This window comes from Streptomyces sp. NPDC002206 (assembly GCF_053593595.1).
Genome location: NZ_JBSFCW010000031.1, coordinates 17,707 through 36,618 on the forward strand (window position 1 = coordinate 17,707; position 18,912 = coordinate 36,618).

21 protein-coding genes are annotated in these 18,912 nt (G+C 71.1%); 9 read left to right on the top strand and 12 right to left on the bottom strand.

What is annotated here, in order from left to right; translation table 11 throughout:
• Positions 1–190: 190 nt before the first annotated feature.
• Positions 191–640: a nitroreductase family deazaflavin-dependent oxidoreductase gene (locus ACWCP8_RS33530; protein ID WP_382843033.1), complete on the bottom strand. Its 450-nt coding sequence runs from the start codon at positions 638–640 to the stop codon at positions 191–193.
• 129 nt (positions 641–769) lie between these two features.
• On the opposite strand from ACWCP8_RS33530, the gene ACWCP8_RS33535 reads away from it, so the two are divergent.
• The 3 genes from ACWCP8_RS33535 (at position 770) to ACWCP8_RS33545 (ending at position 3,683) form a co-directional block, all read left to right on the top strand.
• The gene (locus ACWCP8_RS33535; RefSeq protein WP_451120000.1) at positions 770–1,507 is read left to right on the top strand and encodes a TetR/AcrR family transcriptional regulator; all 738 of its coding nucleotides are present in this window, start codon (positions 770–772) and stop codon (positions 1,505–1,507) included.
• 128 nt (positions 1,508–1,635) lie between these two features.
• The gene (locus tag ACWCP8_RS33540; RefSeq protein WP_451120002.1) at positions 1,636–3,021 is read left to right on the top strand and encodes a sensor histidine kinase; all 1,386 of its coding nucleotides are present in this window, start codon (positions 1,636–1,638) and stop codon (positions 3,019–3,021) included.
• Positions 3,018–3,683: a response regulator transcription factor gene (locus ACWCP8_RS33545; protein WP_356002287.1), complete on the top strand. Its 666-nt coding sequence runs from the start codon at positions 3,018–3,020 to the stop codon at positions 3,681–3,683. The genes ACWCP8_RS33540 and ACWCP8_RS33545 overlap by 4 nt, the downstream gene beginning before the upstream one ends.
• Here the strand turns inward: ACWCP8_RS33545 and ACWCP8_RS33550 are convergent.
• Both ACWCP8_RS33550 and ACWCP8_RS33555 read right to left on the bottom strand, forming a co-directional pair.
• Positions 3,644–3,958: a DUF6332 family protein gene (locus ACWCP8_RS33550; RefSeq protein WP_451120005.1), complete on the bottom strand. Its 315-nt coding sequence runs from the start codon at positions 3,956–3,958 to the stop codon at positions 3,644–3,646. The two genes, ACWCP8_RS33545 and ACWCP8_RS33550, sit on opposite strands and share 40 nt — an antisense overlap.
• A 103-nt stretch (positions 3,959–4,061) precedes the next feature.
• Entirely contained in the window at positions 4,062–5,576 is a 1,515-nt protein-coding gene (locus tag ACWCP8_RS33555) for an MFS transporter (RefSeq protein ID WP_451120007.1), read from the bottom strand.
• Positions 5,577–5,663: 87 nt separating this feature from the next.
• Here ACWCP8_RS33555 and ACWCP8_RS33560 point away from each other — a divergent pair, with 87 nt between their 5' ends.
• The gene (locus ACWCP8_RS33560) at positions 5,664–6,065 is read left to right on the top strand and encodes a MarR family winged helix-turn-helix transcriptional regulator (protein ID WP_352267196.1); all 402 of its coding nucleotides are present in this window, start codon (positions 5,664–5,666) and stop codon (positions 6,063–6,065) included.
• A gap of 50 nt (positions 6,066–6,115) precedes the next feature.
• Here ACWCP8_RS33560 and ACWCP8_RS33565 read toward each other — a convergent pair whose 3' ends face one another.
• From ACWCP8_RS33565 to ACWCP8_RS33575, 3 genes are all read right to left on the bottom strand, one after another.
• Positions 6,116–6,871, bottom strand: a complete 756-nt coding sequence (locus ACWCP8_RS33565; RefSeq protein ID WP_352267195.1) for a maleylpyruvate isomerase family mycothiol-dependent enzyme — start codon at positions 6,869–6,871, stop codon at positions 6,116–6,118.
• A 21-nt stretch (positions 6,872–6,892) separates the two neighbouring features.
• Positions 6,893–7,261, bottom strand: a complete 369-nt coding sequence (locus ACWCP8_RS33570) for an SCO4225 family membrane protein (RefSeq protein WP_352267194.1) — start codon at positions 7,259–7,261, stop codon at positions 6,893–6,895.
• A 121-nt stretch (positions 7,262–7,382) separates the two neighbouring features.
• Positions 7,383–8,600 (bottom strand): MFS transporter, encoded by a 1,218-nt coding sequence (locus ACWCP8_RS33575; RefSeq protein WP_451120010.1) that lies wholly within the window; start codon positions 8,598–8,600, stop codon positions 7,383–7,385.
• A 241-nt stretch (positions 8,601–8,841) separates the two neighbouring features.
• Here ACWCP8_RS33575 and ACWCP8_RS33580 point away from each other — a divergent pair, with 241 nt between their 5' ends.
• A complete protein-coding gene (locus ACWCP8_RS33580) occupies positions 8,842–10,056 on the top strand; it encodes an ROK family protein (protein ID WP_352267192.1) in 1,215 nt (404 codons plus the stop codon).
• Here ACWCP8_RS33580 and ACWCP8_RS33585 read toward each other — a convergent pair.
• Complete coding sequence (locus ACWCP8_RS33585; RefSeq protein WP_451120012.1) at positions 9,981–10,496, bottom strand: TetR/AcrR family transcriptional regulator; 516 nt, start codon at positions 10,494–10,496, stop codon at positions 9,981–9,983. The genes ACWCP8_RS33580 and ACWCP8_RS33585 overlap by 76 nt on opposite strands.
• A gap of 203 nt (positions 10,497–10,699) precedes the next feature.
• Here ACWCP8_RS33585 and ACWCP8_RS33590 point away from each other — a divergent pair, with 203 nt between their 5' ends.
• The 3 genes from ACWCP8_RS33590 to ACWCP8_RS33600 are packed head-to-tail and all read left to right on the top strand — an operon-like array spanning position 10,700 to position 14,345.
• Positions 10,700–11,002: an SHOCT domain-containing protein gene (locus ACWCP8_RS33590; protein ID WP_356002297.1), complete on the top strand. Its 303-nt coding sequence runs from the start codon at positions 10,700–10,702 to the stop codon at positions 11,000–11,002.
• Entirely contained in the window at positions 10,999–11,778 is a 780-nt protein-coding gene (locus tag ACWCP8_RS33595) for an ABC transporter ATP-binding protein (RefSeq protein WP_451120014.1), read from the top strand. Before ACWCP8_RS33590 ends, ACWCP8_RS33595 begins: the two co-directional genes overlap by 4 nt.
• Positions 11,775–14,345, top strand: coding sequence for an ABC transporter permease (locus ACWCP8_RS33600; RefSeq protein WP_451120016.1), 2,571 nt, complete (start codon positions 11,775–11,777; stop codon positions 14,343–14,345). Before ACWCP8_RS33595 ends, ACWCP8_RS33600 begins: the two co-directional genes overlap by 4 nt.
• Before the next feature lie 79 nt (positions 14,346–14,424).
• Here the strand turns inward: ACWCP8_RS33600 and ACWCP8_RS33605 are convergent, their stop codons facing one another.
• Together ACWCP8_RS33605 and ACWCP8_RS33610 are read right to left on the bottom strand one after the other, a co-directional pair.
• Complete coding sequence (locus tag ACWCP8_RS33605; RefSeq protein WP_352267187.1) at positions 14,425–14,946, bottom strand: ATP-binding protein; 522 nt, start codon at positions 14,944–14,946, stop codon at positions 14,425–14,427.
• Positions 14,947–15,188: 242 nt separating this feature from the next.
• On the bottom strand, positions 15,189–15,506 hold the full coding sequence (locus tag ACWCP8_RS33610) for a hypothetical protein (RefSeq protein ID WP_352267186.1): 318 nt from the start codon (positions 15,504–15,506) through the stop codon (positions 15,189–15,191).
• Between the two features lie 254 nt (positions 15,507–15,760).
• On the opposite strand from ACWCP8_RS33610, the gene ACWCP8_RS33615 reads away from it, so the two are divergent.
• A complete protein-coding gene (locus ACWCP8_RS33615) occupies positions 15,761–16,894 on the top strand; it encodes a PLP-dependent cysteine synthase family protein (protein ID WP_451120019.1) in 1,134 nt (377 codons plus the stop codon).
• A 29-nt stretch (positions 16,895–16,923) separates the two neighbouring features.
• On the opposite strand, the gene ACWCP8_RS33620 is transcribed toward ACWCP8_RS33615, so the two are convergent.
• The 3 genes from ACWCP8_RS33620 to ACWCP8_RS33630 form a co-directional block, all read right to left on the bottom strand.
• Positions 16,924–17,409, bottom strand: coding sequence for an SRPBCC family protein (locus ACWCP8_RS33620; RefSeq protein ID WP_451120021.1), 486 nt, complete (start codon positions 17,407–17,409; stop codon positions 16,924–16,926).
• Between the two features lie 102 nt (positions 17,410–17,511).
• The gene (locus ACWCP8_RS33625; RefSeq protein ID WP_352267181.1) at positions 17,512–17,958 is read right to left on the bottom strand and encodes an SRPBCC family protein; all 447 of its coding nucleotides are present in this window, start codon (positions 17,956–17,958) and stop codon (positions 17,512–17,514) included.
• A gap of 75 nt (positions 17,959–18,033) precedes the next feature.
• Positions 18,034–18,879: a DeoR/GlpR family DNA-binding transcription regulator gene (locus ACWCP8_RS33630; protein ID WP_326601995.1), complete on the bottom strand. Its 846-nt coding sequence runs from the start codon at positions 18,877–18,879 to the stop codon at positions 18,034–18,036.
• Positions 18,880–18,912 lie beyond the last annotated feature (33 nt).

Sequence of the window (18,912 nt, forward strand, 5' to 3'; positions counted from 1 at the left end):
AAGGGTCCGCACCGGCGGACCTGCAGACCGACGGGCCGGAGGAGTTTGGAGAGGCCGGAAGGTTCGGAAAGGCGGACCGGAATCGGCCGGGGGCGGTCGGGACGGGCTGGAAGGTCCTCAGCGGCGGGTCGGAGGGACGGCGCAGGGCGAGGCAGGCCCGGTCCGGGCCGGATGCAGGTACTCCGGTCCGTCAGGCCTCGATCGTGACCCGGAAGATCGGGTGGTCGGGGGCGATGCGGCGCAGCTCCTCGACGGACGAGTCCGGGCCGACGCCGCCGAAGAAGACGCCGACCTCCGCCTTCCACCGCTTGAGGTACGCGCGCAGCAGCTCGGGCTTCTCGTCGTCGGGAACCTCGGTGGCGGTGAAGACGTCGGCCTTCTTGCCCAGGTGGAGCTCGCCGCCGCCGGCCGCGCGCATGTTGTGCGTCCACTGGACGTGGCCACGGGGCGCGACGAGGTACTGTCGACCGTCCACGGTCAGGAGGTTGACCGGGGTACGGCGCCACTCGCCGCTCTTGCGGCCGCGGACGGCCAGGACCCGCGAGCCCCAGACGCTGATGCCGCGCCGGGTGATCCAGGCGACAGTGCGGTTGAAGACGTTGACGGTGAACCAGCCGGGCTTTTGCACGTGCACGGACATCGAGATCCCCTTCGGAAAGTGTGAGCACTGCTCTCGCTTGAGATCAGTGTGCGCGCACTTGGTGCTCAAATGCAAGAGCACTGCTCTTGTTATTAGTCGGTGCTCCAGGTTCATGGCAGACTGATCGCCATGAGCACCATCCGAGGAGCCAGGGAACGGGCCCGTATCGAAGTCACCGCCGCCATCAAGGACGAGGCTAGGAAGCAGCTCGCGGCCGACGGCGCCGCAAGACTCTCGCTGCGCGCCGTCGCCCGTGAACTGGGGATGGTCTCGTCCGCGCTCTACCGCTACTTCCCCAGCCGCGACGAGCTGCTCACGGCCTTGATCGTGGATGCGTACGACGCCGTGGGCGAGGCCGCCGAAGCCGCCGACCAGGCATCCTGCGCAGGACCGTCCGCCCCTGCCCGCCACCTCGCCCGCTGGACCGCGGTCGCCTGCGCGGTACGCGACTGGGCCCTCGCCCACCCCCATGAGTACGGTCTGATCTACGGCTCGCCGGTGCCCGGTTACAGCGCGCCCCAGGCGACGGTCGGCCCCGCCTCCCGCGTCGGCTTCGTTCTCATCGCGATCGTCGGCGACGCCCATCGCACGGACGGTCTCGCGCTGCCGCCGCTCGCCGCCGAGCTGCTCCCCGAGGCCGAACGGATGGCCGCCGACTTCGCCCCCGACCTCCCCCCGGCGGTGGTCCCCCCGCTCGTGGCCGCATGGTCGCAGCTCTTCGGGCTGATCTCCTTCGAGATCTTCGGGCAGTTCAACCGGATCGTCGAGGCTCGGGAGGCCTTCTTCCGGCAGGCCGTCGGTGAACTGGCGCGTCATGTCGGACTGCTCGGCGACCGGGGCGGCAGCACGACGGGCACCGGCGCCTGAGCCCGCCGCGGCCCCTTGCCCCCGACCCCGCTCGCAAGCCGCGCCGACGGTGTACTCCGCCGGGAGTACGCGTGATCACCACGCCCGGCTGACGCCGTTGCCGTGGCCCGCCGTCTAGCGTTGCCGGTATGGAAGAGCAGCGCTCACACGGAAGCGGCGGTCCCCCTCGGGTGCAGGGCGGACCGCCGCAGCGGCGGTCCTGGATGCACGCGGGCCCCGGCGGACCGTGGGAGCACGGCGGGCCGCCGCGCTGGCCGACAGCCAGCAGCGCGCGGTCCGCCGCCCGCCTGCCGTGGCCGTCCACCCTCCTGGTCGGTGCGATCGTCATGATCGGCTCGTCCGTCGCGGCCCGGGGCCAGCTCGGCGAACGCGCCCCGTTGGACCTCTTCGCCCGGGCGCTGCTCATCATCGCCGTCGCCGTACTGCTGCTGCGCCACCGCCACCCCGTCCTGGCGGTGTTCGTCTCCGCGGCAGCGGCCGTGATCTATCTCGGGGCCGGCTATCCGTACGGTCCGGTCTTCCTGGCGGTTGCCGTCGGATGCTTCAGCGCCGTTGTCGCGGGGCACCGGCGGGCCGCCTGGTCGGCCGTGGGGATGGTGTGGGTGGGGCATCTGCTGGTGGCCCACTGGCTCTACCGCTGGCTGCCGCCGAGCGGCGACTCGGCCGCACCGTGGGGGCAGGAACTGGGCATCGCCGCCTGGGTGGTGGCGATCGTCGCGGCAGCGGAGTTCGTGCGTGTACGTCGTGAGCAGTGGGCCGCACAGCGGGCCGAACGGGCTGCTGCGGAGAAGCGGCGGGCCGACGAGGAGCGGCTGCGCATGGCCCGGGAGCTCCATGACGTGCTCGCCCACAGCATCTCCGTCATCAATGTCCAGGCGGGCGTCGGACTCGCGCTGCTCGACTCCGATCCCGAGCAGGCCCGCACGGCCCTCACCACGATCAAGGCAGCCAGCAAGGAGGCGCTCGGCGAGGTCCGTCAGGTCCTCGACACGCTGCGTACCCCCGGCGACGCGCCCCGCGCCCCGGCCCCTGGCCTCGACCGGCTGCCCGAGCTGGTCGACCAGGCGGCGAGCGCCGGACTGACCGTCACGGTGGAGACGGACGGCGTACGGAACGCCGTCCCGCCCGGTACGGATCTGGCGGCTTTCCGGATCGTGCAGGAGGCGCTGACGAATGTGGTGCGGCATTCGGGCTCGCGCAGCGCGCGGGTCCGGATCGGTTACGGGGCCGGCCGCATCCGGCTCCGTATCGACGACGACGGACCCGCCACCGGCAGCGAGGCCGGGGGCAGCGGCAACGGGCTGGCCGGCATGCGGGAGCGGGCCGCCGCGCTGGGCGGCACGATCGAAGCGGGCCCCCGCCCCGACGGCGGCTTCCGGGTGCGGGCCGAGCTTCCGCTGCGTCCGGCGTCACCGGAAGACACCGTGCAGGCCGCGACGGGTGAACCCGAACGGGACGCGACGCGGAACACGACGGGGGACACTGTGCAGGACACGACGGAGGAGACACCGTGATCCGCGTACTGCTCGCCGATGACCAGCTGTTGGTACGAGCCGGTTTCCGCGCCCTGCTGGACGCCCAGCCGGACATCGAGGTGGCGGGGGAGGCCGCCGACGGCGAGGAGGCCGTACGTCTGGCGCGCGAACTGCGGCCGGACACCGTGCTCATGGACATCCGGATGCCGCATCTCGACGGCCTCGCCGCCACCCGCGCGATCACCGGGGATCCGGAGCTCAACGACGTCAAGGTGGTCATGCTCACCACGTTCGAGCTCGACGAGTATGTCTTCGAGGCGATCCGCTCCGGCGCCTCCGGCTTCCTGGTCAAGGACACCGAACCCGAGGAGCTGCTGCGGGCGGTGCGGGCCGTGGTGGGCGGCGACGCCCTGCTCTCGCCCGGAGTGACCCGACGGTTGATCGCCGAGTTCGCCGCCCGCTCCAAGGAGCCTGCGGCCGCGACGGGACTGAGCGAACTCACCGAACGGGAACGGGAAGTGATGGCGCTGGTCGGCATCGGCCTCTCCAACGAGGAGATCGCCCGCCGACTCGTCGTCAGCCCGCTCACCGCCAAGACCCATGTCAGCCGCACCATGGTGAAGCTCGGAGCCCGCGACCGGGCCCAACTCGTCGTGCTCGCCTATGAGTCGGGGCTCGTACGACCCGGTTGGCTCGGCTGAGACGGAGCCTGCGAGCGGTGCGCGGCGGCCGGACGCCGGCTGCCGGGGCGGGGAAAGCCCCACAGCACATCGACGAGGCGGGCGACGAAGACGACGGCTGCGACGACGGCTCCGATCCGGTCCAGCACATGTTCCGCCCTACGGGGCAGATCGAGGTACACGGTGGTCATGGCGACCGCGACGAACGCGGCCGCGGCCAGAAAGGCCGCGCTCATCAGGGCGAAACCGATCTCGACGGTCATGGCGTCCCGGTCTTCCTGACTTCGGCGTCCCATGTCCGAAGTGTCACAGCGGCGGTGGGCGACGGACAAGGATGCCTCGCCGTCCACCGCCCCGTTCCCCTTGCCGGTCAGCCATGGGGGCAGTGGGCCGGCTCGGTCAGTCCCGGACCGCCACCTTCTGTGCGGCCGGCTGCTGGGCGGCCGATGCCTCGGCGGCGGCCCGGTCGCCCTCGGACAACGCGACCAGCACGGAGTGCTGCACGGGCCTGCGGCGACGCAGCCCGGTCAGCGTGATCAGCAGCCCGGCGAACGCGATCGCCGTCACCACCACGAGGCCCGGTCGGTAGCTGTCGAGGACCGCCTGCGAGGAGCCGTCGCCACTGCCGTGCGCCGTGATCACCGCCGTCACGACGGCCAGGAAGATCGCCCCGCCCACCTGGATCGACGTGTTCAGCAGGCCCGACACCATGCCCTGCTCATCGTCGTCGACCCCGTTGGTGGCCTGGATGTTGAGCGACGGGAAGGTCAGTGCGCAGGCCGCTCCCAGCAGCAGCATCGAGGGCAGGATGACCGCCGCGTACGACGGGGTGAGGGTGATCCGCAGGAAGAGCCCGTAGCCGACGACGAGGAAGGTGAAGCCGGCCGCGATCACGCGCGGCGTCCCGAACCGGTCGACCACATCGCCGATCTTCGTCGACGACAGCGCGACCAGCACACCCGCGGGCAGGAAGGCCAGCGCGGTCTGCAGGGCCGACCAGCCGAGCAGCGACTGCATGTACTGGGTGACCAGGAACTGGAAGCCGACGTAGCTGCCGAAGAACGCAGCGGCGCCCAGCTGCGCCCTGACCTGGCTGCCGGAGCGCAGCACACCGAGCCGGACCAGCGGGTTCGCGGTGCGTCGCTCGATGGTGACGAAGACGGTCAGCAGTGCGGCGACGGCGAGGAACGACAACAGGGTCCGGGCGGAGGCCCAGCCGGCCTCCGGGGCCTGGACGACGGTGAACACCAGCAGCAGCATGGAGGCCGTGCCGGTGACGGCGCCCGGCAGGTCGTAACCGCGATGGGTGTCCTCGCGATCGCTGTGCGGGATCAGCCTCAGCCCCGCTACCAGGGCGATCAGCGCGATGGGGGCGGGCAGCAGCATGGTCCAGCGCCAGGACAGCTGGGTGAGCAGACCGGACAGCACCAGGCCCATGGAGAAGCCGGTGGCCGCGCACGTGGTGTAGATGGACAGCGCCCGGTTGCGCTGAGGGCCTTCCTTGAACGTCGTGGTGATGATCGAGAGCCCGGCCGGTGCGGTGAACGCGGCGCTCAGCCCCTTGATGAAGCGGCTGGCGATCAGCAGCGGTCCGGAGTCGACGAATCCGCCGAGCAGCGAGGCGAGGGCGAAGACGCCGAGCGCGATCAGGAAGACCCGGCGTCTGCCGAGCAGATCGGCCGCGCGGCCGCCGAGGAGCAGCAGTCCGCCGTAGCCGAGGATGTACCCGCTGACGATCCACTGAAGGGTCGAGGTGGTCAGGTCGAGGTCGTCGGCGATGGACGGCAGAGCGACGCCGACCATGGAGACGTCCAGGGCGTCCAGGAACATCGCGGCGCAGAGCACGAGCAGGGTGCCCCACAGGCGCGGGCTCCAACGCGCATGGGAATCGGAGACGTTGAGCGGAGAGGTCATGACGACGAAGGTACATGCACATGCATTGAATGCAAGTGCATTTAATTCCGATGCAACAAACGGCCCCATCTCTGCTAACGTGCGGTCATGGCAGCGAACAAGCCCGAGCGGGTGCTCGTCGAGGAGTGGCGGGACATGCTTGCGCTGCATGCGAGGACGTTGTGCGAGCTCGATCGTGAGCTGCATCAGCACGGCCTCGGCGCCAGCGACTTCGAGGTGCTCGACGTCCTCGCGGAGGGCGCGTCGGAGGACGGCGGCGCCGCTTATCGCGTACAGGAGCTGGCCTCCCGGGTCCATCTCAGCCAGAGTGCGCTGTCACGCCTGGTCGCACGGCTGGAGAAGGACGACCTCGTGTGTCGCGGGATGTGCAGCGAGGACCGGCGGGGAGTCCGGGTCGAGCTGACGGCGAAGGGCCGGGCGCGTCATGCCGAGGTGAAGCCGCTGCAGCGGTCGGTGCTCGCTCGGATGCTGGGCGGTGCGACCGGCTGAATGCGGTACCGGCCGCGGCAGGGGTCCTCGTTCCCGTACGTCTGTCAGGATCAGGTGACCCCGGAGTTCTCGCACCACAGACGGGCCAGTCCCCGGTCGCCCGTCACCATGACCGCGGTGAGCGGCAGCCTGTTCCAGAGCGTCAGATAGAGCCCCTCGGCCGTCCCGCTCAATTCGCAGTCGCCGGACCCCGCTCGGTGTGCGTCGTCCTCCGATTCGCGTACGGCCTGCGGCGGTTCCGACGAGAGCCGTATGGTCCATGCGTCGCCCGTGTCCGTGGCGCGCACCCGCAGCGTGCGTGGTGCATCGGTGCGCACCTTGCTCTTCGGGCGGGCGTGGAACCCGCGCAGCAGTTCGTCGATCCCGTCCAGCGCCTGCCCGGCCGCCACCGGCGAGAGCGGGCCGCCGCGCGCGGACTCGGCGTCCACCCGGTGAATCGTCGTCTCGTGGGCCTGCCGCCGTGCCCAGAACGCCAGCGGGGAGGGCGCGGGCAGAAAGGTCCAGCACTCCAGGTCGCCCGAGGCGCTCTCCAGCGCGTTCACCAGCAGGCCGTGCCCCTCGCGGAACCAGTCGAGCAACTCCCCGCCGTCCAGATCGGGTTCGCCGCCGTCGGGACGGTACGAGGTGTGTCCCTCGGCGACGAACGCGGTCGCCCAGCGGTGCACCGTGCCGGTGTGCCGGAGCAGATTGCGCACCTGCCAGCCCGGGCATGTCGGCACCGACGCGCCGGGCCCGGCCTGCTCCGCCGCGGCGGCCAGCAAGTGTCCTGCGTCCGTGAGGGACTTGACGTGGTCGGTGGTCTCCATGGCAGAGATTGTGCCAGTGGCTCAGACGCCCTGGGGATGGGCGGTACGAGACCGTCCCCCGCCGCGCACCAAGCGCACGAACCAGCCGAGGGCGAGCGCCTGCGCGAGGACGGACACGACGAGGGCGAGATATATGAACCAGGCCGGTCCGGCCGCGTCCGCTCCCCACAGCTCACTGCCGACGAAGAACACGAACACCGTCGGCGCCGCGAGCAGGAACAGCCAGACGCCCGCGAACGAGGCGTCCTCGTGCGGGACGAACAGGGTGTCCACGGCGACGAACACCGCTGTCGCCAGCACCACCCCGAGGTAGATCAACGAGGCGGCATTGCCGAAGGTCAGCCGTGCGAGCGTGTGGAGGTGCTGCTTGTTCATGACCGGCTTGTTCATGGCCTGCTCCCCGTAGATGGTCGATGCCTCCATCGTGCGGCCGGAGAGCCGGTCCTGCCTGAGTACGCCTACTCAATCGGGCAGGTGTGCGTGCGGTGGAGGTCTGTCGCGCGTACGGCGATCAGGCGCGGGCCGTCGCATGCCGTGCCGCGTACCCCAGCGCCGCCGCAGCACCGGCGAGCACCGCCACCGTCGTGAGGGCCAGCGGCAGCGAGAACCAGTCGGCCAGGAACCCGATCGCGGGCGGCCCGAGCAGCATCCCGCCGTAGCCGATCGTCGACGCGACGGCCACTCCGCTCGGGCCGGCCAGCTCGCCGGCCCGGCCGACCGCGACGGGGAAGATGTTCGCCAGGCCGAGTCCGGCGACGGCGAAGCCGAGAAGGGCGAGCCAGGTGGTCGGTGCCAGCGATCCGAGGAGCATTCCGGCCGCGCCCGTCGCGCCGCCCGCGACGAGAGTGCGGGTCTGGCCGAGCCGTTCGAGCAGGGCGGTACCGGTGAGCCTGCCCGCGGTCATGGCCAGGGCGAACAGCGAGTATCCGGCGGCAGCGACGCCCGGACGGGCATGCAGGTCCTGAGCCAGATGGAGCGCGCTCCAGTCGGCCAGGGCCCCTTCCCCGTACGCGGTGCAGAGCGCGATCACGCCGAACAGCAGCACCAGGTTGCGGGCTCGCCCCGACATCCGGCGCGGCGGCTCGGCAGGGTCCGCCGCGGTCGCCGCCCGGGGAGCCGGGTACCGGAGCAGGGTCGGTCCGGCGGCGGCGGTGACGAGCAGCCCGACCCCGGTGAGGATGAAGAGATGGGTGGCGGGGGAGAGGCCACCGGCGACCAGTCCGCCGAGCCCGGCGCCGAGCATGCCGCCGAGGCTGAACGCGGCATGGAAGCTCGGCATCACCGGGCGCCGCAGGCCGGCGACCAGATCGACCGCGGCGCTGTTCATCGCGACGTTCATCGCGCCGTATGCGGCTCCGAAGACCAGCAGGACCAGACCGAGCGTGAGGGCCGAATGCGTCTGCGCGGGCAGGGCGATGGCGAGCGAGAGGAGTGTTCCGCAGACCACCGTCAGGGGGTGGCTGCCGAACCGCCTGCACAACCTCCCGGCGAGCATCATGGTGATGACGGCTCCGGCGGAGACCCCGAGCAGGGCGAGGCCGAGGGTGGATGCGGAGGCGCCGGTCTGATGCTTGATGGCCGGGATACGGACCACCCAGCCGGCGAAGAGGAAACCGTCGAGGGCGAAGAACACGGTCAGCGCGGTACGGAGGCGGGCCGACGAGGGTGGGGCGGTGTCTCCGCCTGGTCCCCCCGGTAGGGCCGTCCGCAGTTTGTTTAGTTGCGGCACAAAAGAAGCATAGGGGCCCGTGGACAACGGACGCAAGACAGCGGACCGCCAGGGCCGACACGGTCGGATAGTGCGATCACGGTGACCGGGAGGAGCGATGACAGTGACGGGAAGGGGTGATCACGGTGACCAGGAGGGGTGGTCGCCGCGGGCCGAAAGGGCGTCCGCCGTGGCAGCACGCGGACAGGAGCGCCCGACCGGAGCGTCGGCAGTCTCTCCGGATCATGGGAGACTCGCCCCCATGAACGGCAAGGCGACCACCACCCGGACGAAGTTGGAGAGGGGCCGGAGCGCGCTCGGGCCCGCCCTGGAGCTGGTCCACACCGGACGCGCGCCCACCCGCGCCGTGCTCACCTCCGAGCTCGGCGTCACCCGCGCGACCGCCGGTGCGGTCGCCGCCGAGCTGGAGGCGCTCGGTCTCATCCGCGTCGACTCCAGCCCCGGTTCCGCGGCAGGCTCCCAGGGCCGCCCCTCGCACCGGCTGGCGATCCGCGAGACCGGCCCGGTCGCCATTGCCGCGCAGGTGCATGCCGACGGGTTCCGCGCCGCGCTGGTGGGGCTCGGCGGCCGACTCGTCGCCACGGATCCCGGCTGCGTCACCGTCACATCGGACCCGGCCCAGGTCGTGGGCGAAGTCGTAGACGCATGCGCCCGGTTGCTGCGCGACAGCGGGCTGCGCTGCGTCGGTGCGGGCCTAGCCGTCCCCTCCGCCGTGGCCGAACCGGAGGGCACCGCGCTCAACCCGCTGCACATCGCCTGGCCGGCAGGCTCCCAGGTCCGTGAGATCTTCGCCACGTGTGTACGCGAAGCGGGCATCCCCGGCCCCGCGTTCACCGGAAACGATGTCAACCTCGCCGCGCTCGCCGAGCACCGGCACGGCGCCGGCCGGGGAGCCCAGCATCTGCTCTGCGTGGCCACGGGCCACCGCGGCGTCGGCGGCGCCCTCGTCCTCGACGGCCGTCTGCACACCGGCAGTTCGGGGCTGGCCCTCGAGGTCGGCCATCTCACCGTGAACCCCGAGGGGCGTCCGTGCCACTGCGGCGGGCGCGGCTGCCTCGACGTCGAGACCGACCCGCTGGCCTTCCTCGTCGCCGCCCGCCGCGAACCGGGCCCCGAGGAGTCACTGCTCAAGCAGGCGAGCGACCTGCTGCGCACGGAGTACGAGGACGCGGCGGTACGGGCCGCGTCCGAGGAACTGATCGACCGGCTCGGCCTCGGACTGGCCGGACTCGTCAACATCCTCAACCCGGACCGGATCATTCTCGGCGGACTGCACCGCGCACTGCTCGACGCCGACCCGGAGCGGCTGCGCGCCGTCGTCGCCGATCGCAGCCTGTGGGGGCGCAGCGGCAGCGTGCCGATCCTGCCGTGCACCCTCGATCACAACAGCCTGGTCGGCGCGGCCGAACTGGCCTGGCAGCCGGTTCTCGACGACCCGCTGGCCGCACTGACCTGAACCGGCGGCCGCGGAGCGCCGGCGCCGAACTTGCCCCGGTCCAGGCCCTGCTGGACGATCTCGCCGAGCCGTCCGCGCAGCCGGCCGATCGTCTCGTGGACGGGTGCGCGCAGTTTGTCGCTGGCGACGACATCCGGGTCCATCGTCAGCCGGCCGACCGGGCAGCCGCGAAGCACGTCGCGCTCGCGCAGGAGATACGCCGAAATCCGTTCGTACGCCGATCCCGGGCCGCCCAGCACCAGTTCGGCGGTGGCCCGCAGCTCCGCCGCGGTGCGGACGATGGCGGCGAGCGCCAGATCGAGTTTGCCCGCGAAGCGGTGGTACATGCTGCCCTGGCCGGCGCCCGCGTGCTGCTGGATGGCCTTCGGGCCCGTGCCCACATGACCGCGCTCCCACAGGAGCTCCCGGGTGGCTTCGATCAGACGGTCCGGAGTGCTCATGAGCCCCCTGTACATACCAGTAGGTACAGAGCTCCAGGGATCTGGGCCGGTCAGCGGGAGCAGCTGCCCGAAGGCCGCGTACTCCCACGGGGGTACGCACACGGCCGCTGCCCGTACGACGACTCGGACCCCCTCCCGGAGCCAGGCTCGTCAGCGACAGAACAACAGCACAACAGAACCCCGCACCGAGGGAGCTGACCGAGATGAACACCCTGGCGTACTCCGGTGGACCCGGACCGTGGATCCTCCTCTTCCCGCTGATCTGGGCGGCCGTCGTCGTCACCGTTGTCACCGTGCTGCGCCGTACCGGCCGGCGCGGTGGCCGACCTGGCCCCTGGGGGCTGCGCACCGTGCACGGCGCTCCAGGTGTGCCCGGCGAACAGTCGCCCATCGCCCTGCTCGGCCGCCGTTTCGCGGCGGGCGAGATCGACGAGGACGAGTACTGGCGACGGCTCTCCGTGCTGGACGAGCAGTTCGGCCGTACCGGTCGGGGAGATGTCGCATGACCACCACGGTCGGCTCGACCGCCACCCTTACCGCCGCCCGCGTCGTCGACGCCGTGAAGATCTACGGCACGGGCGACACCGAGGTCAGGGCCCTGGACGGGGTGAGCGTCGACTTCCCGGCCGGCCGCTTCACCGCGATCATGGGGCCCTCCGGCTCCGGCAAGTCCACCCTGATGCACTGCGCCGCCGGACTCGACACACTCACCTCCGGCTCCGCCCTCATCGGCGACACCGACCTCAGCGCGCTCGACGACCGCAGGCTCACTCTGCTGCGCCGGCAGCGCATCGGCTTCGTCTTTCAGGCCTTCAACCTGATCCCGACCCTCACGGTCGCCGAGAACATCACCCTCCCCATGGACCTCGCCGGCGAGCGCGGTGACCAGGAGTGGATCGACGCCCTCATCGACACCGTGGGCCTGCGGGACCGGCTGCACCACCGGCCCAGCGAACTCTCCGGGGGTCAGCAGCAACGGGTCGCCGTGGCCCGCGCCTTCGCGGCACGCCCCGATGTCGTGTTCGCCGACGAACCGACCGGCAATCTGGACTCCCGCTCCGGCCAGGAGGTGCTGCGGCTCCTCGGCCGCACCGTCCGGCAGACCAGCCGTACGGTCGTCATGGTCACCCACGACCCGGTCGCCGCCGCCCACGCCGACGAGGTCGTCTTCCTCGCCGACGGACGCCTCGTCGACCGGATGCCGGATCCCACCGCGGAGCGCGTACTCGACCGCCTCAAGGCCTTCGACCTCACGCCCGGCACGACGGCGGGGACGCCATGACGGGCACCCGCGCATCCGTGCGCCTCAGCGTCTCCTCGCTCCGTGCCCACAAGCGCCGGTTCGCCGGCACCTTCACCGCCGTACTGCTCGGTGTCGCATTTCTCGCGGGCACGCTCGTCATGGGCGACACCCTGCGGGCGAGCTTCGACACGATGTTCGCCGACGCCGCGAGCGGTACGGACGCGGTCGTCCGCAGCGCCAATGTGGTGACGGTGTCCGGCGAGGGGGAGGGCACCCGGCAGCCGGTGAGCACCACCCTGGTGCAGAAGATCGAACAGACGCCCGGTGTCGCCGCCGCGGCCCCCGACATTCAGGGCGCCGGCCAACTGATCGGCGCGGACGGCAAGCCCATCGGGGGTCAGGGCCCGCCCACCGTCGCGGGCAACTGGATCCAGGACCCGGAGCTCAACCCGTACGAACTCGCCGAAGGGCGCGCCCCGTCCGCGTCCGGTGAGGTCGTCATCAACCGCGGCACCGCCGACAGGGGCGGGCTGAAGATCGGCGACACGACCGTACTGCGCACCCCCGACCCCGTGCGTGTCACGGTCGTCGGCCTGGCCACCTTCGGCGGCGAGGACGGCATGGGCCAGGTCACCTACACCGGGATGACGCAGGCCGACGCCGAGAAGTACCTCACCCCGAAACCCGGCGAGGCCGCCGGCATCCTGGTGCGTGCCGGGCCCGGCACCAGTCAGCAGGAGCTCGTGGACGCGCTGACTCCGGCGCTGCCCGAGGACACCGAGGCCATCACCGGCCAGGCCTCCGCCACGGAGAACCAGAACATGATCTCCGGCGCGTTTCTGGGCCTGTTCACCACGCTGCTGCTGGTGTTCTCCGGGATCGTCCTGCTGGTCGCCACCTTTTCCATCCACAACACGTTCGCGATCGTCGTCGCCCAGCGCACCAGGGAGAACGCCCTGCTGCGCGCCCTCGGCGCTTCCCGCCGGCAGATCCTCGGGTCGACCCTCGTCGAGGCCGCCGTCGTCGGCGTGATCGCGTCCGCCGCGGGACTGGCCGCCGGCATCGGCATCGCCGCCGGACTGCAGGCGCTGTTTCCCGCCGTCGGCTTCCCGTTCCCCGAGGGCGCGCTCGTGATCAGCAGTGTCTCGCTGCTGCTGCCGCTCGCCGTCGGCGTCATCGTCTGCCTCGGCTCCGCCCTCCTGCCTGCGGTTCGCGCGGGACGCACCGCACCGCTCGCGGCCCTGCGCGAGGCCGCCGTCGACGATTCGGCGGCCTCCCGGCCCCGCGCCGTCACCGGCGTCGCGTTGCTGCTCACGTCCGTCGGCGCGATCTTGACGGGCATCCTGGCCGATCCGTTCGTCTGGCTGTCGGCCGCGGGGGCGGTCCTGACACTGGCCGCGTTCGTCGTGCTGGGCCCGGTCGCCTCCTCGTACGCCGTACGGGTCCTGGGCGCCCCGCTCGACCGGCTGCGCGGGGTCACCGGCGGACTCGCCAGGCGCAACGCCCTGCGCAGCCCGAAGCGGACCGCCGCCACCGCCACCGCGCTGATGATCGGTGTTGCCGTCGTCTCGCTCTTCACGGTCTTCGGCGCGTCCCTGAAGGCAACCATGAACCAGACGGTGGACCGTTCCTTCGCCGGTGATGTCGCCATCAGCGCGCCCGCGTTCGGTGCTGGTGGCAGCGGTCTCAGCCCCGGGCTCGCCCCCGCCGTCGACCGGCTGCCCGATGTGGCGACCGCGGTCGGCCTCGGCAAGGGCGTGGCGGAGGTGAACGGGGCGGGTCGCGCCCTGACCGTCACCGACCCGGCCGCGCTCGCCAAGGTCTTCGACCTCGGCACGGTCCGGGGATCGATGAGTGCGCTCGGCGCGAACGGCATCGCCGTATCCGGCACCGAGGCTGCCCAACGCGATCTGCACACCGGTTCCACCGCCCGGCTCACCTTCACCGACGGCAAGCAGCAGACCTTCACGGTCCGCGCGCTCTACGACCGGTCGGAACTGGCGGGCGACTATGTGATCACCCGACAGGCGTGGGCTCCGCACCGTGCACAGGACTCCGACACGTTGGTCGCCGTCGCGTTCGAGGACGGGGTGTCCACCGCCGACGGCAAGGCAGCCGTCGAGAAGACCGCGGCGGCGTACGGCAGTCCGGACGTACAGACCCGTGGCGAGTACGCGCGGTCCTCGGCCGGCTCCATCGACATGATGCTCACACTGGTCTACGCGCTGCTGGCGCTCGCGGTACTGATCGCGCTGCTCGGCATCGCCAACACCCTCACCCTGGCCATTCATGAACGCACCAGGGAACTGGGCCTGTTGCGGGCCGTCGGCCAGACCCGGAGCCAGCTGCGGGCCATGGTCCGCTGGGAGTCCGTCCTGGTCGCCGCCTTCGGTACGGCGGGCGGCCTGCTGCTCGGCGGATTCCTCGGCTGGGTGCTGGTCAAGGCGTCCGAAGGCGCTGGTGACACCCCGTTCGCCTTCGCGCTGCCGCCGGCGCGGCTCCTGGTGATCGCCCTGGTGGGGATCATCGCCGGGGCGCTGGCCGGGTGGCGACCGGCGCGGCGTGCGGCACGCCTGGACATGCTCCGCGCCATCGCTGCCGATTAGACGACCACCGCGGGACGCACGACGAGCAGGGCGCCTCCGGGCGCCCCGCTCTTCGTGCGTCACTGATATGGGACAGCCCTCAGCCGACCGCGGCGGACCGCGCGTCGGTGTGGGCCACCTTCTCCAGGGACGGGGTGTCGACATCGCCGAACGGACCGTCGGTCGTCGCCCCGTACACCGAGTGCGGCCGCACCGCGGCGAACAGGGAGGGGGCCGGAAGGGTGAACCAGACGACCTTCCCGGCCCGGCCCCGCGGCCGGACCCCCCAGCTCTCACTGACCGCGGCGATCAGGGCCAGCCCGCGCCCCGATGTGCTGGACGCGTCGGCTTCGCGCACGGTCGGCAGCCGCGGGTCGTGGTCGTGGACGGAGACAGTCAGTCGTTCGAGCAGGAACTCGATCTCTACGGTGCACGTTTTGTCCGGCTGTGCATGCCGGTGGACATTGGTCAGCAGTTCGGTGACGCCCAGCGCTGCCTGGTCGATCAGAGGGTCCAGATGCCAGTAGTGCAATTGCGCCGAGATGATTCTGCGGACCTGACCGATCCGCGACGGCAGGGCCTGGAGCTCCACCGTGCAGTGCCTGCTTGGCTCGCTGATCACGGCTGCGACTCCCCGAAATAGGTCCGGAAGAAGACGGCGGAACGGAGTCGGCGGAGAGCCGGCTGCCGTTCCCGGGCCGGCGGACTGGATCGCAGTGTCACCGCCGGTGAACCATGAGTGACGTGTGTCCAATGTCGCTCAGGGGTAACGGCTCCGCAACTTGCGGTGACCGGACGACTCCGTTCCGTCAGTGCCGCCGTGTCGACCCTGCGGTATCGCCTCTCCGAGGCCGGCCCGTGATGTCAGTCCAGTCGGGCGCCCGCACTGCGCAGTGCCTCGAGGAACCGGCGCGACGGGCCCGCTCGGTCCCGCCCGTGATCGCGCTGTCCCATCGTCAGCCGGTAGCGCGTCCCGTTGAATCGCGCCACCGCCGAGTCCGCACCGGCGAACCATGGCCTGCCCGCGCTGACCACCCCCACCGGGGCGCTGTCGATCTCCCGGCCGTAGCTGGTCAGCAGCGCCACCCGGCCGTCCTTCACGATCACCTGTCCGGCTCTCGTGAGCGAGCGGGCCCATCGTTCGATCCGTACCCCCGTCGCGCTGAACTCCGTTTCCGTCATGACTGCTTCACCCCCCTTCGTCATGCTTCCGACGGCAAGTCTGCATGTGGCTCGGTCGGTGCGCCAGGCCGTGTCGGGGCCGGATGTCGCAATTGCGCCAGGGTGGGCGGCAGCGGTCCGGGCCGTCGACGCCAAGGCAGGGCTATGGACCCCCAAAGTCAATGTTTGTGCAGGTAGGGGGCATATCGTTGATGTGCAGAGTCCGGGGGGCCGGGGGGTCCGGCAGTCCGGTGACGACGAGCAGGAGCGTGCTGATGGACACCAATGGGCACAGCCTTGACGGCCAGGTCGTGGCGACCGTCGACGTCGACCGCACCGACCACGAGTACCGGGCCTGGCTGAATGAGGCCGTGCGCAAGGTCCAGGCCGACGCCAACCGCTCCGCCGACACGCATCTGCTGCGCTTCCCGCTCCTCGAAGCCTGGGGGATCGACCTCTATCTCAAGGACGAGTCGACGCACCCCACGGGCAGCCTGAAGCACCGGCTGGCCCGCTCGCTCTTCCTGTACGGGCTCTGCAACGGCTGGATCCGGCCGGGCAAGCCGGTGATCGAGGCGTCCAGCGGCTCGACGGCCGTCTCGGAGGCGTACTTCGCGAAGCTGATCGGGGTGCAGTTCATCGCGGTGATGCCGCGCACCACCAGCCCCGAGAAGTGCCGGCTGATCGAATTCCACGGCGGTCAGTGCCACTTCGTCGACGACGCCCAGAAGCTGTACGAGGAGTCGGCCAGGCTCGCCGCCGAAACCGGCGGTCACTACATGGACCAGTTCACCTACGCCGAGCGGGCCACCGACTGGCGTGGCAACAACAACATCGCCGAGTCGATCTACCAGCAACTGAGACTGGAGCGCTACCCGGAACCCACCTGGATCGTCGCCACTGCCGGTACCGGCGGCACCTCGGCGACCATCGCCCGCTATGTGCACTACATGCAGTACGACACCCGGATCTGTGTGCCCGACCCGGAGAACTCCTGCTTCTTCGACGGCTGGACCCACCACAACGCCCTCGCCACCAGCGACTGCGGTTCACGCATCGAAGGAATCGGCCGGCCCCGGATGGAACCCAGTTTCGTGCCCGGCGCCATCGACCGGATGATGAAGGTGCCGGACGCGGCCAGTGTCGCCACCGTACGCGCCCTGGAACAGGCCATCGGCCGCAAGGCGGGCGGTTCCACCGGCACCGGGCTGTGGAGCGCGTTCAAGCTCGTTGCCGAAATGCTGGAACAGGGCCGCACCGGCAGCGTCGTCACGCTGCTCTGCGACCCGGGCGACCGCTACCTCGACAAGTACTACTCCGACAGCTGGCTCGCCGGACAGGGTCTAGACATCGCCCCCTACGCCGCGACGATCGATCGCTTCCTGGCCACCGGCATCTGGCCTCGCTGAAGCCCGTCCCCCACCCTCGATCCGGGCCTTCAGGCGGAGGTGGCGGCGAGCCGCTCGTCGAGATTGCGCACCGCGTCCCGGAACGCCCGGGCCAGCCCGACGCGGCCCAGCCGCAGGGTGAACCGGAACGGCGTCGGCCCGTCGGCGGCGAAGGTCCACTGCACCCTCGTGCCCGTCCCGGTCGCGGCCGGGAAGAGCCGCCACTCCTCCAACAGGGCTTTCAGGGCGGGTGCGTTGGTCTCGTCGACCCGGTAGGCGTACCGCTCGCCCGGCTCCTTCGCGAGAACCGTCTCCTGGAACATGGTGCCGCCCTTGAGCCGGATCTCGCGGCCCGCACCGGCCGCGGTGGGGCGGGCAGCCGTCACCGCGGTGAACCAGGAGGGCCAGCCCTCGACATCCTCGGCGAGCGCCCGGTACACCTCCTCGGGGGGTGCGGACACCTCGGCGGCGAACACCAGCCGCAGCGGAGCGACCGGGACGAAATCGAGGTCCACGGAGCGGAGTCGACGTGCCATGGAACGCACCTCCCGTGCGATCGGCAGCGGACGCACCCCGTCCGCGAGGAGCCACACCATATCTGTCACGCCGTCAGATGTCCGCACCGGTACGTGCTGCAGCTACGGCCGCACCGGGCCGTCCAGGAGACCGTCCAGTACCCGGCGGAAGATCCGGCGGCCCGCGCCGGAGATCAGGGCGTCTCCCCACTGCGGCAGCAGCCGGATGCGAAGCTCCTCCACCCACACCACATGCGATCCGCACTCGGCCGGATACACGTCGATCGAGGCCCGGCCCAGCACCACGGAACCGCGCTTCTCCAGCCGGCAGAGCCCGGCCCGGCCGGCCGCGGGCGGTGTCCAGCGCACCACTTCCATCGGATCGTCGAACCCCAGCGGGCCCACGCCCGTGCGGGCCACGAAGACGGTCCCGATTCCGGTGGGAAGTCCCGTCGGGACGCTGATCCGGGTGAGCGGGACCTGCGCGGCGTGCCGTTCCCAGTCGGTCACCCGGCGCCACGACTCGGCGGCGGGAAGGGGAGTGAATCGCTCGATCCGGAAGACGGCCACAGCACGATCCTAGGACGTGACGGGCACGGCGCGCGCAGAGCGGAACGCGTGTCTCGGCTCTGCGCCGCCCATTTCCTAGCTGTCGGAGGGCTCGTCCTCGGCGGTCCCGCCCGCCACCACCAGGCCCGGCAGGTGCTCCTCGATCTCCTCGCGGGCCTGCGCCGACAGACCGGAATCGGTGACGAGGGTGTCCACCTGCTCCAGCGTCGCGAACGAACTCAGGCCCACCGTGCCCCACTTGGTGTGGTCGGCGACGACCACCACCCGCCGCGCCGAGTGCACGAAGCGCCGGTTGGTCTCGGCCTCCGCCAGATTCGGCGTCGACAGCCCGGCCTCGACCGAGATCCCGTGCACCCCGAGGAACAGCACATCGAAGTGGAGCGAACCGATCGCCTGATCGGCGACCGGACCGACCAGGGAGTCCGACGGAGTCCGTACCCCACCGGTGAGCACCACCGTGGCGGCCCCGGCCCGCGGTCCGCCCGTCGCCGCCGAACGCTGCGCGGTGTGGAACACATCGGCGACCCGCACCGAGTTCGTCACCACCGTCAACTCCGGTACGTCCAGCAGATGCTGGGCAAGCGCATACGTGGTCGTACCACCGGAGAGCGCGATCGCGCTGCCGGGCACGGCCATGGTCGCGGCCACCCGTGCGATGTCCTCCTTGGCGGTGAGCTCCAGCGTCGACTTCACCTCGAAGCCGGGCTCGTGCGTGCTCGCTTCGACGACCGGCACCGCGCCGCCGTGCACCTTCTCGATGACACCCTGCCGGGCCAGTGCGTCCAGATCCCGGCGGACGGTCATGTCGGAGACGCTGAGCTTGCGGGTCAGCTCATTGACCCTGACCCCGCCGCGCCTGCGCACCTCGTCGAGAATGAGGGCGCGCCGCTGCTCCGCGAGGAGGTTCTGATTCTCGCTCAACGCCGGATCCGGTCCTTCCCTCTCGCCTGTAGC

Excerpts from the sequence above, each read along its gene's own strand:
- ACWCP8_RS33565 (WP_352267195.1), bottom strand. The coding sequence starts at position 6,871 with ATGGAGACCACCGACCACGTCAAGTCCCTCACGGACGCAGGACACTTG.
- ACWCP8_RS33555 (WP_451120007.1), bottom strand. The coding sequence starts at position 5,576 with ATGACCTCTCCGCTCAACGTCTCCGATTCCCATGCGCGTTGGAGCCCG.
- ACWCP8_RS33600 (WP_451120016.1), top strand. The coding sequence starts at position 11,775 with ATGACGGGCACCCGCGCATCCGTGCGCCTCAGCGTCTCCTCGCTCCGT.
- ACWCP8_RS33540 (WP_451120002.1), top strand. The coding sequence starts at position 1,636 with ATGGAAGAGCAGCGCTCACACGGAAGCGGCGGTCCCCCTCGGGTGCAG.
- ACWCP8_RS33535 (WP_451120000.1), top strand. The coding sequence starts at position 770 with ATGAGCACCATCCGAGGAGCCAGGGAACGGGCCCGTATCGAAGTCACC.
- ACWCP8_RS33570 (WP_352267194.1), bottom strand. The coding sequence starts at position 7,261 with ATGAACAAGCCGGTCATGAACAAGCAGCACCTCCACACGCTCGCACGG.
- ACWCP8_RS33550 (WP_451120005.1), bottom strand. The coding sequence starts at position 3,958 with ATGGGACGCCGAAGTCAGGAAGACCGGGACGCCATGACCGTCGAGATC.
- ACWCP8_RS33620 (WP_451120021.1), bottom strand. The coding sequence starts at position 17,409 with ATGGCACGTCGACTCCGCTCCGTGGACCTCGATTTCGTCCCGGTCGCT.
- ACWCP8_RS33590 (WP_356002297.1), top strand. The coding sequence starts at position 10,700 with ATGAACACCCTGGCGTACTCCGGTGGACCCGGACCGTGGATCCTCCTC.
- ACWCP8_RS33580 (WP_352267192.1), top strand. The coding sequence starts at position 8,842 with ATGAACGGCAAGGCGACCACCACCCGGACGAAGTTGGAGAGGGGCCGG.
- ACWCP8_RS33560 (WP_352267196.1), top strand. The coding sequence starts at position 5,664 with ATGGCAGCGAACAAGCCCGAGCGGGTGCTCGTCGAGGAGTGGCGGGAC.
- ACWCP8_RS33595 (WP_451120014.1), top strand. The coding sequence starts at position 10,999 with ATGACCACCACGGTCGGCTCGACCGCCACCCTTACCGCCGCCCGCGTC.
- ACWCP8_RS33610 (WP_352267186.1), bottom strand. The coding sequence starts at position 15,506 with ATGACGGAAACGGAGTTCAGCGCGACGGGGGTACGGATCGAACGATGG.
- ACWCP8_RS33615 (WP_451120019.1), top strand. The coding sequence starts at position 15,761 with ATGGACACCAATGGGCACAGCCTTGACGGCCAGGTCGTGGCGACCGTC.
- ACWCP8_RS33585 (WP_451120012.1), bottom strand. The coding sequence starts at position 10,496 with ATGAGCACTCCGGACCGTCTGATCGAAGCCACCCGGGAGCTCCTGTGG.
- ACWCP8_RS33530 (WP_382843033.1), bottom strand. The coding sequence starts at position 640 with ATGTCCGTGCACGTGCAAAAGCCCGGCTGGTTCACCGTCAACGTCTTC.